Below are 13,280 nucleotides of genomic sequence, written 5' to 3' on the forward strand. Positions count from 1 at the left end.
CGTGGTGGGCGTGCGCGCGCCCCACGAGCCCGGCGAGGGGCCCTGGAAGCCGTTACGAGGAAGGGGGCGCCGTCCGTGCGGACGGCGCCCCCTTCCTCGTGCGGACGGCGCCGGAGCCTCCTGCGGGAGGCCCGGAGACCCGGAACGCGTCCGGGTCCTAGAACTTGTTGCGCGGGGTGATGCCCAGCGACATGCCCGACAGACCGCGCTGACGGCCGCCCAGCTTGCCCGCGATGGCGCGCAGGGCCGAACCGGCGGGGGAGTCGGGGTCGGTCAGGACGACCGGCTTGCCCTCGTCGCCGCCCTCGCGCAGACGGACGTCGATCGGGATGGAGCCGAGGACCGGGACGGTCGCGCCGGTGGTGCGGGTCAGGCCGTCGGCGACCGTCTGGCCGCCGCCGGTGCCGAACACGTCGACCATCTCGTCGCAGTGCGGGCAGGGCAGCCCCGACATGTTCTCGACGACGCCCACGATCTTCTGGTGGGTCTGCACGGCGATGGACCCGGCCCGCTCGGCCACCTCGGCCGCCGCCATCTGCGGGGTCGTGACGACCAGGATCTCGGCGTTCGGGACGAGCTGGGCGACGGAGATCGCGATGTCGCCGGTGCCCGGCGGGAGGTCCAGGAGCAGGACGTCCAGGTCGCCCCAGTACACGTCCGCCAGGAACTGCTGGAGTGCGCGGTGGAGCATCGGGCCGCGCCAGACCACCGGCGCGTTGCCCGGGGTGAACATGCCGATGGAGATGACCTTCACGCCGTTCGCGGACGGCGGCATGATCATGTTCTCGACCTGGGTCGGCCGGCCCTCCGCACCGAGCATGCGCGGCACCGAGTGGCCGTAGATGTCGGCGTCCACGACACCGACCTTGAGACCGTCGGCGGCCATCGCGGCGGCCAGGTTCACGGTGACCGAGGACTTGCCGACACCGCCCTTGCCGGACGCCACCGCGTACACACGGGTGAGCGAGCCGGGCTTGGCGAACGGCACCTCGCGTTCGGCGGTGCCGCCCTTCAGCGCGGTCGCCAGCTCACGGCGCTGTTCGTCGCTCATCACGTCGAGTTCGACGTCGACACGGGTGACGCCCTCGACCCGTGAGACCGCCTCCGTCACCCGCTGGGTGATCGTGTCGCGCATCGGGCAGCCGGAGACCGTCAGGTACACCGCGACCGCGACCACGCCGTCCGCGCCGATCTCCACCGATTTGACCATCCCCAGCTCGGTGATGGGTCGGTTGATCTCGGGGTCGTTCACCGTCGCCAGTGCTTCGCGCACCGCGTCTTCCGTAGCCATAGGGACGATGGTACGGCGCGACCCATGTGCCCCGGAAAGCCCTGTCACCGGTCGTCTACGTCACGTCCCTGCGACCGATCCGCCGGGAATACGACCCGCTCGCCCCCGTGGCCGTCGCGGCGGCGGTCCTCCAGCTCCTTGACCAGGTCCTGGAGCTCGTTGCGGATCCAGTCGCGGGTGGCGACCTCGCCCAGGCCCATCCGCAGCGCGGCGATCTCGCGGGTGAGGTACTCGGTGTCGGCGATGGAGCGCTCGTTCTGCTTGCGGTCCTGTTCGAGGTTGACCCGGTCGCGGTCGTCCTGCCGGTTCTGCGCGAGCAGGATCAGCGGGGCGGCGTAGGAGGCCTGGAGCGACAGCATCAGGGTCAGGAAGATGAACGGGTAGTTGTCGAAGCGCAGATCGCCCGGCGCGAAGATGTTCCAGACCACCCACACGATGATGACGACGGTCATCCAGACGATGAACCGTCCGGTGCCCAGGAAGCGGGCGATGCGCTCCGAGAGCCGCCCGAAGGCCTCCGGGTCCCACTCGGGCAGCAGCCTGAGCTTCGGCAGTTTCGGCTGGTCGAGCCGGGCGCGCGGGCGGGAGGCCGCCGTCGCCCCCGTGGTGGCCCGCTCCCGGGCCTCACGGTCGGGCGCCATGGTGTCCCTCTCCGCCCCGCGGGCCGTTCGGCTCCCGGAGCCGGTCCTCGGGGCCGCGTCCGTCCTCGGGGCCGCGTCCGTCCTCGGGGCCGCGTCCGTCCCCGGGAGCGTCCTCGCGGCCGGTCCCGGGCCCGTCGCGGTCGTCGTCGCGCTCCGCGTGCATGCTTTCGTGCACGCCCTCGTCGAGGTGGAACTCCGTCTCCCGCCAGTCCTCGGGCAGCATGTGGTCCAGGACGTCGTCCACGGTCACCGCGCCGAGCAGCGAGCCGCTCTCGTCGACGACGGGGGCCGCGACCATGTCGTACGTCGCGAAGAACCCGGCGACCACCGGCAGCTCGTCCTCCGGGGCCAGCGGGTGGAGGTCGTCGGCGACCAGCGAGCCGACCAGCGTGAACGGAGGGTCGCGCAGCAGCCGCTGGAAGTGCACGGTACCCAGGTACTTGCCCGTCGGCGTCTCGTCCGGCGGGCGGCACACGTACACCTGGGCGGCGAGCGCGGGGGACAGGTCGGGGTCGCGGACCCGGGCGAGCGCTTCGGCGACGGTCGCGTCGGCCCGCAGCACGATGGGCTCGGTGGTCATGAGCCCGCCCGCCGTCCGTTCCGCGTACGCCATCAGCCGCCGGACGTCGGCCGCCTCGCCGGGCCGCATCAGCCTCAGCAGCCGCTCCACGTCCTCGGTGGGCAGCTCCGCGAGCAGGTCGGCCGCGTCGTCGGGGTCCATGGCCTCCAGGACGTCCGCCGCGCGCTCCTCCTTGAGCTTGCCGAGGATCTCGATCTGGTCGTCCTCGGGCAGTTCCTCCAGGACGTCGGCGAGGCGGTCGTCGTCGAGCGCGGCGGCCACCTCGCCGCGCCGCTTGGGCGACAGGTGGTGCAGCACGTTCGCGAGGTCGGCGGGCCGCAGCTGCTCGAAGGTGGCGAGCAGGCTCTCCGCGCCCTGTCCGTGCTCCTCCAGCGAGAAACCGGTGACGGAGGACCAGTCGACCGTCATCGTCTCGCCCTTGGCGCGCCTGAAGGCGCCGGCGCGCCCCTTGCGCACGAAGACCCGGCCGATCTCCCACTCCCTGCGGGCCGGGAGCTGCTGGACCGACACGTCCAGGACCGTCACCTCCTCACCCGTCTCGACGAGGGTCACGAGCCGGTCGAGCAGCTCGCCGAAGACGAGCCGTTCGGTGGGCCGCTGCTCGAAGCGGCGCACGTTCAGGACGCCGGTCGTGATGACCTGGCCGGACTCGACGCCGGTCACCCGGGTCATGGGCAGGAAGATGCGGCGGCGCGTGGACAGTTCGACGACGAGACCGAGCAGGCGCGGCGGACGGCGTCCCACGCGCAGCATGGCGACGAGGTCCCGCACCCGGCCCACCTGGTCGCCGTTCGGGTCGAAGACGGCGACGCCGGACAGGTGCGAGACGAAGATCCGGGGGGCGGCTGCGGCCATGCCCGCGCCTCCTTCGCTTCGATGCGTTCTGTGCCGGTCTGTCCGCTCGGGTGGGCTTCAGGCTAGCCCGTCCCGGTCGGGTACGCCCTGGCGGGCGGTCCGGACGGACTGCCTCCGCCGGGCGGGCACCGCACCGGTACGCTGCCGTACGCCGTTTGAGGACCGCGCACGAGAGGCAGCCCCACCTGTGACCGCAATTCCCCAGGGCCGTACCCGCAGAGCCGTGACGGTGGCCGCGATGTGCGCGCTGGCCGTGACAGGTACGGGACTGACGGGGTGCGGCGGCGAGGATCCGGACGCGGGCACGAACGGGGTCGGCAAGCTGTCCGCGGCCGCCATCCAGACGAAGGCGAGGACGGCGGCCGGGAAGGCGCCGACCGTGCGGCTCTCGGGGACCGTCGTCTCGGGCGGCACCACGTACACCCTCGACATGCGCCTCAAGTCCGACGGCGCCACCGGCTCGGTCACCTCGAAGGGGGCCGGCTTCCACCTGCTGCGGGTCGGCGAGCACCTCTTCCTCAAGGCCGACGCCGCGTTCTGGGCCCATGAGGACGGCAAGGACGGCGGCAAGGCGGACACCGCGGCGGCGGACAAGCTGGAGGGCATGTACGTGAAGGTGCCGACCGGCGACCCCGCCTACAAGCGCTTCATCGTCTTCACCGACAAGAACGTCCTGCTCGAAGGGCTGCTCGGTCTGCACGGCACCCTCGCCAAGGACGGCCACCACGAACAGTCCGGCGTCCGCACGATCCGCATCTCCGGCGACAAGGGCGCGGGCGGCACCCTGGACGTCTCCCTGAAGGGCACCCCGTACCCGGTCCTGCTCGGACGGGCGGGCAACGCCGGCAGCCTCAAGCTGACCGACTGGGGCAAGGACTTCCCGCTGGCGGAACCGCCGAAGAAGGACACGGTCGACTACGGGCAGCAGCTCCCCACGTCATGACCCCGCCCGGCCGCGCACCCGGCCGGGTCACCCCCTCCGGCCCGCGCGCCGCCGCGTGATCCGGGCGACAGGTCCTGGTGCCTGCCGCGGCACACTAGCCGCGCTTGCGCCGCTTCAGCAGGAGGCGGGGCAGCGCGGCCGGAACCGGCCTGCGGGTCGTCACCGGGGTCGGCAGCGGCGGTTCGGCGAGCGAGCCCTCGGGCAGTTCCTCGGTCGCGCCCGTCGGTTCCAGGCGCAGCACCCGGCACTCACGCGCCCAGCGCTCCGGCATGGCCTCGCCGTCCGGGGCGTTCAGCCGCTTGCCCTTGAGCTCCCCGACGGCCGTCTCCCACTCAGGGGTGCCCGAGGCGAGTTCCACGACCGTGGCCGACCAGGTGACGAGCCGTCCGCCCTTGTCCTTGCTGCGCACGGTGACCACCGCGTGCCCCCCGTCGGCCAGGCCCGGCAGCGGCTGCTCGCCGGGCCCGTCGCCGACCAGACAGGCCGCGCCGTCGTGCCACACGTGCCACAGCGCGCGGGTGGGCGCCGCCCCGTCCGGACCGGCCGGCGAGGGCGTGCCGGCGCCCCGTACCCAGATCAGCCCGGACTTCTTGGTGGCCTCCTCGACGAGGGCCTGGTCGAGCAGCTCTTGCGTCATGGGGCCCAGACTATCCAGCCCGTCCTACAGCCAGCCGTTGCGCTTCAGGATGCGGTGGATCGAGAGGCAGAGTCCGACCGTGACGCCCATGACCACGGGGTAGCCGTAGCGCCAGTGCAGCTCGGGCATGTACTCGAAGTTCATGCCGTAGACGCCGCAGACCATCGTCGGCACCGCGACGATCGCGGCCCACGAGGTGATCTTGCGCATGTCCTCGTTCTGCGCGACGGAGGCCTGCGCGAGGTTCGCCTGGAGGATCGAGTTGAGCAGTTCGTCGAAGCCGAGGACCTGCTCCTGCACGCGCGCGAGGTGGTCGGCGACGTCGCGGAAGTACTTCTGGATGTCGGGGTCGATCAACCGCATCGGGCGCTCGCTCAGGAGCTGCATGGGGCGCAGCAGCGGTGACACCGCCCGCTTGAACTCCAGCACCTCGCGCTTGAGCTGGTAGATCTGCCCGGCGTCCGTGCCGCGCGGGGTGCCTCCCCGGCCCGGCGAGAACACCTCGGTCTCGACCTCCTCGATGTCGTCCTGCACGGCGTCCGCGACCGCGATGTAGCCGTCGACGACGTGGTCGGCGATCGCGTGCAGCACCGCCGAGGGGCCCTTGGAGAGCAGCTCGGGGTCGTCCTGGAGGCGGTGCCGCAGCCCGCGCAGCGATCCGTGCCCGCCGTGCCGGACGGTGATGAAGAAGTCCCCTCCGGTGAAGCACATGACCTCGCCGGTCTCGACGATCTCGCTGGTCGCGGTCAGCCGGTCGTGCTCGACGTAGTGGATGGTCTTGAAGACGGTGAACAGGGAGTCGTCGTAGCGCTCCAGCTTGGGCCGCTGGTGGGCCTGGACCGCGTCCTCCACGGCCAGCGGGTGCAGCCCGAACTCGCGGGCGATACCGGCGAATTCGTCCTCGGTGGGCTCGTGCAGGCCGATCCACACGAAGCCGCCGTCGCGCCGTACCTGGCGCATGGCCTCCTGCGGGGTGAGCGGGGTGCGGGTCTCGACGCGGGCGCCGTCGCGGTAGACGGCGCAGTCGACCACGGCCGACGGGGTGCCGGGGTCACGGGTGGTGTCGTACGAGCCACTCTCCTTGCGCAGGGAGGGACGGGGGCGGACCGCGGCGCGCAGGTCACGGATCATCGACATGGCAGGCTCCTTCTCGCGGGCGGAGGCGGCCGGGCGACGGTTGGAACTACCCGGAATGGGGACGTCCTGACTGCGGATGTTTGGCACGTCCACAAAGCGGGGAGCACCGCACCGTCGCGGTGGCAGCTTCGCTACTGATTCAGATCGGACAGATCAGGGGTTCAGATCGGACAGATCAGGCGGAAACGAAGCGCTCTTCCGTGGTGCACCGGGCAACGCTGACACGTGTGCACACGATTGCGGTAAGCGACAGCCGGCGGGCCGGAAGGTCCGGCGGGACCAGCTGGGAACTCAGTGACCGGAAGAGCGGGTGGTACTGCACGATCGACTTCGGTCCATTGCAGCCCCACCTCCTCCGGTCGGTCCCCCGTGGGGGACGATCCATCCCCCGCAGGGGAGTCCGGCTCCCTCCGAAGGGGAGTCAGATCAGTCTCAGTGTGCCGGAGTACGGGAGCAACTCCCGTGGCGCCATGAGGGCCTGGGGCCCTCAGTCATGCACTGCTCCGACCAGCGGCCAAGAGTATCAGCGCACCGATACGTCAAGACCCCGCTTTGCGCGTTGTTGACCGGGGTCCGGTGCTCCATGGCGGAATTGACGCGGCCTATGCTCGATTCATGGCTGATGTTCTTCCTCTGGTCGAGGCCCGTTTGCGCTCCGCGCTGGGCGAACCCGACGCGCGGGCCGCGGTCACCTTCCTGGGCACCGATCGCATCGAGGTGCTGCGCTTCACGGAGGGCGACATCGTCCGCTACGCCACGCTCGGCATGTCCGCCCAGCCGATGACGGACCCCACCGCCGTGCTCGCCGATCCGGTGAAGGGGCCGCGCGCCGAACTGGTCCTCTCGGTCCGTCCGGGCGGGGCCGACACCGACAAGGCGCTCCGCCCGCTGGCCGTGCTCGCCGCCTCCCCTCAGGTCGAGGGTCTGGTCGTGGCCCCCGGCGCCTCGCTCGACGTGGGTGAACCCCTGTGGCCCGGCGCGCCGTTCACCTCCGTCCTGGTCGCCGAGTCCGGCGGTCTGGTGGAGGACCTGGAGCTGGACGCCCCCGCCGATCCCGTACGTTTCCTGCCGCTGCTGCCCATGACGCCCAACGAGGCCGCCTGGAAGCGCGTCCACGGTGCCGGCGCCCTCCAGGAGCGCTGGCTGAACGGCGGGACGGACCTGCGCGATCCGCTGCGCAAGTCCGTTCCCCTGGACTGACCGGTCCCGGGCGGGGGTGCGTGCGGCGGGGCGTCAAGTCCCGCTCGTGGCCGCCCGGTCGGCGAGGGCCGGTTCCGTGCGGACGGTGTCGTTCGCGGGTTCCTCCAGGGTCCCCTCCTCGGTCCCCTCCGTGAGGTCTCTCCCCCGGGGCCTTTCCCCGGGGGCCTCTCCATGGGCCCTCTCCATAGGTTCCTCCGCTGCGCTCCGACCGGATCGTTGCGTTATGCACACAATGGTTCGGGCGGGCTGGTGGATGTGAGCCGCACGTAGTTTTTTGGCGTGGCCGACCGTGCCGGACGGGTGATCGTCCTTGACGCGGGCAAGGACGGGGAGGACCGTTGAGCCCTATGAGGGGCGAACCCAGTTGCCCGAAGTGTGGTGGCCGGGTCAGGGCTCCCGGTCTCTTTGCCGATTCCTGGCAGTGCGATGTCCACGGCACGGTGCATCCGCTGCAGCCTGTGATCCCGCCCAGCGTCGAGGCCCTCGGTGTGGTCGTGCACCGCGCCCGGGTGCCGGTCTGGATGCCCTGGCCGCTTCCGGTCGGCTGGCTGTTCACCGGGGCGGCGTTCGCGGGGGACGACCGCAGCGGGGGCAGGGCCACCGTCATCGCCTGCTCGGGGCCCGGCCCGCTGGGCGGCATGGGTGAGCTGATCCTCGTCGCCGAGGAGCTGGGCGTCGGTCTCGGCGCGCGGTACGCGGGCATGGACGGACCGGACCCCGGCCCGTACATGGACGTCGAGAAGCCGCCCCAGGCGAAGGTCCTCGCGGCGGGCCGGCCCACCCCGCTCTGGCACGTCTCCGGCTCCCCCGACGACCGCGCCGTCTTCGCGGGCGAGGCGCGGGGGCTGTGGCTGTGGGCCGTCGTCTGGCCCGAGCAGACCGGGCTGCTGATGTACGACGAACTGGTCCTGACCGATCTGCGCGACGCGGGCGCGGAGGTCGACCTGCTGCCGTGCGGTGCGCTGTCGCCGCGCATCCTGGAGCCGTAGCGCGGCACCGCGCGGCACCCGGGCGGGGCGTGCCCGGCCGTGCGGGTGGCGGCCCCGGCGTGCCCGGACACCGGAGGGTGCGGCGGGCGGGTGCGCCCGGATGCCGTGCGGTGCGGGTGGCGGCCCCGGCGTATCCGGACGCGGGGGAGCGTGGCGGGCGGGTGTGCCCGGATGCCGTGCGGTGGGGCGGGGCGCGTGTGTCCGGATGCCGTGCGGTGCGGGGGGAGCGCGTGTGTCCGGACGTCGGGGAGTGTAGGGGGCGCTCCCCTGGAGCGGGTGTGACACCGGGGGTCGGATTCCCGTTATCCTTGAGCGTCCCGCCCGTTCCGTCACCGCCTGGAGTCCGCGTAGTGCGCATCGACCTGCACGCCCACTCCACCGCCTCCGACGGTACGGACACCCCGGCCGAGCTGGTGCGAGGCGCCGCCGCGGCCGGTCTGGACGTCGTCGCGCTGACCGACCACGACACCACGCGCGGTCACGCCGAGGCCGTCGCGGCACTGCCCGAGGGGCTCACCCTCGTCACGGGCGCCGAACTCTCCTGCCGGATCGACGGCATCAGCATGCACATGCTGGCCTACCTCTTCGACCCCGAGGACGCCGACCTGCTCGCCGAGCGCGAACTGGTGCGGGACGACCGGGTGCCGCGGGCCCAGGGCATGATCGCCAGGCTCCGGGAACTCGGTGTGCCGATCACCTGGGAGCAGGTGGCGCGCATCGCGGGCGACGGCTCGGTCGGCCGCCCGCACGTCGCCTCCGCGCTGGTCGAACTGGGCGTCGTCGACAGCGTCTCCGACGCCTTCACCGAGCAGTGGCTGGCCGACGGGGGCCGCGCCTACGTCCCCAAGCACGAGACCGATCCCTTCGAGGCGGTCCGGCTGGTCAAGGCTGCCGGAGGGGTCACCGTCTTCGCCCATCCCGCCGCCGCCAAACGGGGCCGGACCGTGCCGGAGTCGGTGATCGCGGAGCTGGCCGGCGCGGGCCTCGACGGCATCGAGGTCGACCACATGGACCACGAACCGGCCACCCGGGCACGGCTGCGCGGTCTGGCCTCCGAACTGGGGCTGCTGGTCACGGGCTCGTCCGACTACCACGGCGGCCGCAAGACCTGTGTGCTCGGGGAGTTCACGACCGACCCCGAGGTCTACGGGGAGATCACCCGCCGCGCCACCGGGGCGTTCCCGGTACCGGGCGCGGGCGGAGCCTGAACCCCCGGACGTTCCGCGCCTCGCGGGGCCGGCCCGGTCCTGTGACCGGGGCCGCCCGTCCGCGTCCGCGGTCGCGCCGACGGGCCGCTCCGTCGGGGCCGGCGCGTGAGGCCCGTACGGACCGGACCGGTGCCGTAAGGCCCCTGGTACGCGCTCTCCCGCCGTCGGTCTGACGCCCGCGCCCGCTCCTGTCCCGGATCGTGGCAGGGCCGTGCTTTCCGGCCGTGCGTTCCGGGCCGTGCTCGCGGGACGCGGCGCGCACCGCGGACCGGTACCCGCTCGGCGCGCGCTCCGGGCCGTACGACGGACCCGGCGCTCGCCCGGCGCGTACGTCCGTGCCACGCGGCGGACCGCACCCGCCCGGTGCCGTACGTCCGGCGTCCGCGTCACCCCGTCCGGCCGGAACCCCGAACCGTGTCCACCGGCCCGTTCCCAGGCATCCGGCACCGCCGGCCGTGCCGCCCCGTCCCGCCCGCGGGACGACCGCCCGAAACGGTGGCCGGAAGACCCGTCCACCTCCTCCCACCACCTCGCAAGGTTTTCCCCACCATGCTCGACGTCGCCGTCTTCAGTTCCCTCTTCCTCACGCTCTTCGTCATCATGGATCCCCCCGGGGTCACCCCGATCTTCCTGGCGCTCACCGCCGGCCGCCCCGCGCGGGTGCAGCGGCGGATGGCCGTGCAGGCGGTCTGCGTCGCCGGCGGCGTCATCGCCGTCTTCGGGCTCCTCGGGCAGCAGATCCTGGACTACCTGCACGTCTCCGTGCCCGCGCTGATGATCGCGGGCGGACTGCTGCTCCTGCTCATCGCCCTCGACCTGCTCACCGGCAAGACGGACGAGCCGAAGCAGACCAAGGACGTCAACGTCGCCCTCGTCCCCCTCGGGATGCCGATGCTCGCCGGGCCCGGCGCGATCGTGTCCGTGATCCTCGCGGTGCAGAAGGCGGACTCGGTCGCCACCCAGGTGTCCGTGTGGACCGCGATCCTCGCGATCCACGTCGTGCTGTGGGTCGTGATGCGCTACTCGCTGCTGATCATCCGTGTCATCAAGGACGGCGGAGTGGTCCTCGTGACCCGGCTCGCGGGCATGATGCTCTCCGCCATCGCGGTGCAGCAGATCATCAACGGCGTGATCCAGGTGATCCACGGGAGCTGACGGTCCGGCGCCGCGTACACGCGGAGCCCCGCACGGCGTCTCGCCGTGCGGGGCTCCGAAGTCTGTGAAGCGTCCTGCTGCCCGCTGCGCCCCTCGCTTCCACGAGGCCGCCTTCGGCACGTCCTCGTACGGCGGAGCGGACGGTCGTCGTCGTTATGAGGCGGTCGTGCCGGCCGGGCGGATCCACAGTCGCTGCCCGATGGCGGCGGCCTGCTGAACGATCCGGTTGACGGAGGCGGCGTCCACGACAGTGCTGTCCACGGGCGTGCCGTCGACATCGTCGAGTCGCATGATTTCGAAGCGCATGGGCTTCTCCCTTCGTCTGGTCATCCTCCTGAGGAGAACTACTCGAGTGTGCGGTGAGCGAGGCGTTGCCGCACCCGCTCACGTAGGGAGTCAACGGGGTGTGTGTTACAAACATTCCCTACGCTAAGGAAATTTTTCGAGAACCTAATTACTGGCCGGTAGTCCGGGTGGCGGAGACCGAACGGCGCCGGTTGTGTTCGCAGCGTGACCGCCGGGACAATGGAATCGATGAACGACGACCACGCGGCTCTCGCCGCCCGCATAGACCGTACGAACGAGCTGCTTCAGCGCATGCTCGCCGAGGTCGCGAAGACCCCCTCGACCCACGCGATCTTCGTCGACGCCGGATATCTGTACGCGGCCGCGGGGCGTCTCGTCGCCGGCACGGAGGACCGCCGCTCGTTCGACCTGGACACCGAGGGCCTCATCGAGGCGCTCATTGACCGCGCCCGCACGATCTTCGCCGACAGCCGGCTGCTGCGCGTCTACTGGTACGACGGCGCACGGCGCCGCATCCACACCGCCGAGCAGCAGTCCATCGCCGAACTCCCGGACGTGAAGGTCCGGTTGGGCAACCTGAACGCCAACAACCAGCAGAAGGGCGTCGATTCGCTCATCCGCTCCGACCTGGAGTCCCTCGCCCGGCACCGCGCCATCAGCGACGCGGCACTGCTCGGCGGCGACGAGGACCTCGTCTCCGCGGTCGAGGCGGCACAGGGGTACGGCGCCCGGGTCCACCTCTGGGGCGTCGAGGCGCCTGAGGGCGGCAACCAGGCCGAGCCGCTCCTCTGGGAGGTCGACAGCCAGCGCACCCTCGACCTCGACTTCTTCAAGCCGTACGTGGCCAGGCGGACCGCCCAGTCGTACGACCCGGCGGCGGCGGTCCGGCCCACCCGGGAGGACGTGCGCTTCGTGGGCGCCCAGATCGCCGCGAAGTGGCTGGCCGCACGCGGCCGTGAATCCCTGGCCGAGCTGCTGCCCGGGCACCCGTATCTCCCCGGCTCGGTCGACCAGGACCTCCTGGTCGAGGCCGAGGGACTGCTCCAGTACTCCCTGCGCGGCCAGGCGGACCTGCGCCGCGCGCTGCGCGACGGCCTCTGGGAGCACCTCCAGGCGCAGTACTAGGGCCTAGCCGACGCCGTTGGGAGCGTCCACGGCCCGTGTGCCGTCCCAGAACGCGGCCAGGGCGCGGGCGGTCTCCAGGGGCTGGTCGGCGTTCGGGGAGTGTTCCGCCCCCTCGACGACCGTGCGGTGCGCGTCCAGTCGTACGGCCATCGTGTCCAGCAGGGAAACCGGCCAGGTGTCGTCACGTTCGCCGGACAGTACGTGCTTCGGGAGGGGGACGGCGGCCAGTTCGTCGACACGGTCGGGCTCGTCGCACAGCTGGCGGCCCGTGGCGACGAGCTGGGCGGGACTGTTGCCGAGCCAGCGGCGGCGCAGGCCGGCGAGATCGTCGAGCCCCGCGTCCAGCCCGCCCGTGTCGGTCTCCTCGGGGGACTCCATCGCCTGGATCGCCTCCCACACCTCGGCCATGCTCATCACGGCCAGCGCGTCCCGCAGCAGCTTGACGCGCTGCTGCTGGGCCGTGGAGATCTGCGCGGGGCCGGAGGACATGAGCGTCAGGGACACGAACGGCGACGGGTCGGCGAGCACCGCGGCACGCGCGATCTGACCGCCGAGCGAGTGCCCCACCAGGTGCAGCGGAGTGTCGAGGGAGGCGGCCTGTGCGAGCACGTCCTGCGCCAACTCGCGCTGTGCGTAAGCCGTTTCGTCGTCCCGGGGGCCCTGGGTCTCGAACTGCCCGCGCCCGTCCACGGCCACCGTGCGGTAGCCCGCGGCGGCCAACGGCGCGTGCAGCGCGATGAAGTCCTCCTTGCTCCCGGTGAACCCCGGCAGCAGCAGGGCGGTCCCCCTGGACCGTCCCTCCGGCGCGGCGTCGAGCACGGCGAACTCGCCGCGCGCGGTGGACAACCGGTACGCGCGGACACCGGCGGGCGGAACGAACGTGTAGGGCCTGCTCATGCGGAGGAGGCTATCGGGCGTCGGTGACGGCCGCCCGACGGGTGCGTCGCTCCCGGGCCGGTGCCGTGTGAAGTCCACCGCCGCCGGCGGGCGGCGCGAGAGCCGGGGCGGTGACACGGGGGAGACGGGGGAGACGGGGGAACGCCGACGGCCCGGCCCCACCGGATGGGGGACCGGGCCGTCGGACGGGAGATCAGCTCTCCGTGGGCTCCGTGGCGACCGCCTTGCGGGTGCGTCGGCGGGTGGCGGGCTTGGTCTCCGTGGCCTCGGCGGCCTGGGCCGGGATCTCGGCGTCGGCGACGGCCTTGCGGGTGCG

Annotated in this window: 13 protein-coding genes; 6 read left to right on the top strand and 7 right to left on the bottom strand. The window is 72.2% G+C overall.

Annotated features, from left to right (window positions below; all coding sequences use genetic code 11):
* Positions 1–157: 157 nt before the first annotated feature.
* Genes ACFW6B_RS12570 through ACFW6B_RS12580 form a run of 3 tightly spaced genes read right to left on the bottom strand, consistent with a single transcriptional unit; the run spans position 158 to position 3,367 of the window.
* Positions 158–1,291 carry an Mrp/NBP35 family ATP-binding protein gene (locus ACFW6B_RS12570; protein WP_361688763.1) on the bottom strand — a complete coding sequence of 378 codons (1,134 nt, stop codon included), beginning with the start codon at positions 1,289–1,291 and terminating at the stop codon, positions 158–160.
* A 44-nt stretch (positions 1,292–1,335) separates the two neighbouring features.
* Positions 1,336–1,932: a DUF1003 domain-containing protein gene (locus ACFW6B_RS12575; protein ID WP_386594945.1), complete on the bottom strand. Its 597-nt coding sequence runs from the start codon at positions 1,930–1,932 to the stop codon at positions 1,336–1,338.
* On the bottom strand, positions 1,916–3,367 hold the full coding sequence (locus tag ACFW6B_RS12580) for a magnesium transporter MgtE N-terminal domain-containing protein (RefSeq protein WP_386594947.1): 1,452 nt from the start codon (positions 3,365–3,367) through the stop codon (positions 1,916–1,918). Before ACFW6B_RS12580 ends, ACFW6B_RS12575 begins: the two co-directional genes overlap by 17 nt.
* Before the next feature lie 187 nt (positions 3,368–3,554).
* On the opposite strand from ACFW6B_RS12580, the gene ACFW6B_RS12585 reads away from it, so the two are divergent.
* The gene (locus ACFW6B_RS12585; RefSeq protein ID WP_386594949.1) at positions 3,555–4,310 is read left to right on the top strand and encodes a hypothetical protein; all 756 of its coding nucleotides are present in this window, start codon (positions 3,555–3,557) and stop codon (positions 4,308–4,310) included.
* 94 nt (positions 4,311–4,404) lie between these two features.
* Here the strand turns inward: ACFW6B_RS12585 and ACFW6B_RS12590 are convergent, their stop codons facing one another.
* Together ACFW6B_RS12590 and ACFW6B_RS12595 are read right to left on the bottom strand one after the other, a co-directional pair.
* On the bottom strand, positions 4,405–4,947 hold the full coding sequence (locus tag ACFW6B_RS12590; RefSeq protein WP_386594951.1) for a hypothetical protein: 543 nt from the start codon (positions 4,945–4,947) through the stop codon (positions 4,405–4,407).
* Between the two features lie 24 nt (positions 4,948–4,971).
* On the bottom strand, positions 4,972–6,084 hold the full coding sequence (locus ACFW6B_RS12595; protein WP_386594953.1) for a magnesium and cobalt transport protein CorA: 1,113 nt from the start codon (positions 6,082–6,084) through the stop codon (positions 4,972–4,974).
* Positions 6,085–6,699: 615 nt separating this feature from the next.
* Here ACFW6B_RS12595 and ACFW6B_RS12600 point away from each other — a divergent pair.
* The 4 genes from ACFW6B_RS12600 (at position 6,700) to ACFW6B_RS12615 (ending at position 10,636) form a co-directional block, all read left to right on the top strand.
* Positions 6,700–7,284, top strand: a complete 585-nt coding sequence (locus tag ACFW6B_RS12600; RefSeq protein ID WP_386594955.1) for a suppressor of fused domain protein — start codon at positions 6,700–6,702, stop codon at positions 7,282–7,284.
* 347 nt (positions 7,285–7,631) lie between these two features.
* A complete protein-coding gene (locus ACFW6B_RS12605; RefSeq protein ID WP_386594957.1) occupies positions 7,632–8,273 on the top strand; it encodes a DUF6758 family protein in 642 nt (213 codons plus the stop codon).
* Between the two features lie 350 nt (positions 8,274–8,623).
* Complete coding sequence (locus ACFW6B_RS12610) at positions 8,624–9,481, top strand: PHP domain-containing protein (RefSeq protein ID WP_386594959.1); 858 nt, start codon at positions 8,624–8,626, stop codon at positions 9,479–9,481.
* Positions 9,482–10,030: 549 nt separating this feature from the next.
* The gene (locus ACFW6B_RS12615; RefSeq protein WP_386594962.1) at positions 10,031–10,636 is read left to right on the top strand and encodes a MarC family protein; all 606 of its coding nucleotides are present in this window, start codon (positions 10,031–10,033) and stop codon (positions 10,634–10,636) included.
* 153 nt (positions 10,637–10,789) lie between these two features.
* Here ACFW6B_RS12615 and ACFW6B_RS12620 read toward each other — a convergent pair whose 3' ends face one another.
* Entirely contained in the window at positions 10,790–10,942 is a 153-nt protein-coding gene (locus tag ACFW6B_RS12620; RefSeq protein ID WP_189920017.1) for a hypothetical protein, read from the bottom strand.
* 228 nt (positions 10,943–11,170) lie between these two features.
* On the opposite strand from ACFW6B_RS12620, the gene ACFW6B_RS12625 reads away from it, so the two are divergent.
* Positions 11,171–12,067, top strand: coding sequence for an NYN domain-containing protein (locus ACFW6B_RS12625; RefSeq protein ID WP_386594964.1), 897 nt, complete (start codon positions 11,171–11,173; stop codon positions 12,065–12,067).
* A gap of 3 nt (positions 12,068–12,070) precedes the next feature.
* Here the strand turns inward: ACFW6B_RS12625 and ACFW6B_RS12630 are convergent, their stop codons facing one another.
* Positions 12,071–12,964: an alpha/beta fold hydrolase gene (locus tag ACFW6B_RS12630; RefSeq protein ID WP_386594966.1), complete on the bottom strand. Its 894-nt coding sequence runs from the start codon at positions 12,962–12,964 to the stop codon at positions 12,071–12,073.
* Between the last annotated feature and the right edge of the window lie 316 nt (positions 12,965–13,280).

The organism is Streptomyces sp. NPDC058751, from assembly GCF_042746485.1.
Taxonomy (GTDB): Bacteria; Actinomycetota; Actinomycetes; order Streptomycetales; family Streptomycetaceae; genus Streptomyces.